Origin of the sequence: Kitasatospora sp. MBT66 (assembly GCF_000710405.2) — a bacterium.
Classification (GTDB): domain Bacteria; phylum Actinomycetota; class Actinomycetes; order Streptomycetales; family Streptomycetaceae; genus Kitasatospora; species Kitasatospora purpeofusca.
In genome coordinates this window covers 122,099-122,427 of sequence record NZ_JAIY01000006.1, presented here as the reverse complement: position 1 = coordinate 122,427, position 329 = coordinate 122,099, and the positions used below count along the sequence as shown (strand labels likewise).

Here is a 329-nt window from a genome sequence, read left to right as displayed (position 1 = left end):
GGCTTTGCGCGGGAATCCAGCGGCCGACGCGGTTCGTGCCCTTCGAGCCGGATTCGCGGCGGCTCCGGCCACTGCCCGAGACGCGTGACGAGGTGATGGTCCGACAGGGCCGACCAGATGGCACTCCTCCCGACAGAGACCCCCCTCGGGTCGGCCGAATCCGGGCTGGCATTCCTGGCCGGGGCACCGTATCCGGTCCTGGTCCTCGCCGCGGACGGGGCTGTCGTGCACGGCAGCGGCTCCGCCTGGAACCTGCTCGGGAGGCCGGCCGGAGCGGAGGGCGAGGAGCTCGCCGAGGTCGCCCCCTGGCTGCTGGAGGCGCACTCCCG

At 73.9% G+C, this 329-nt stretch carries 1 protein-coding gene; it reads left to right on the top strand.

All coding sequences use genetic code 11. The annotated features are described in order from the left end of the window. Positions 1-117: 117 nt before the first annotated feature. On the top strand, positions 118-329 hold a 212-nt coding region (locus BI06_RS50665; protein WP_199523286.1), incomplete at its 3' end, for a hypothetical protein.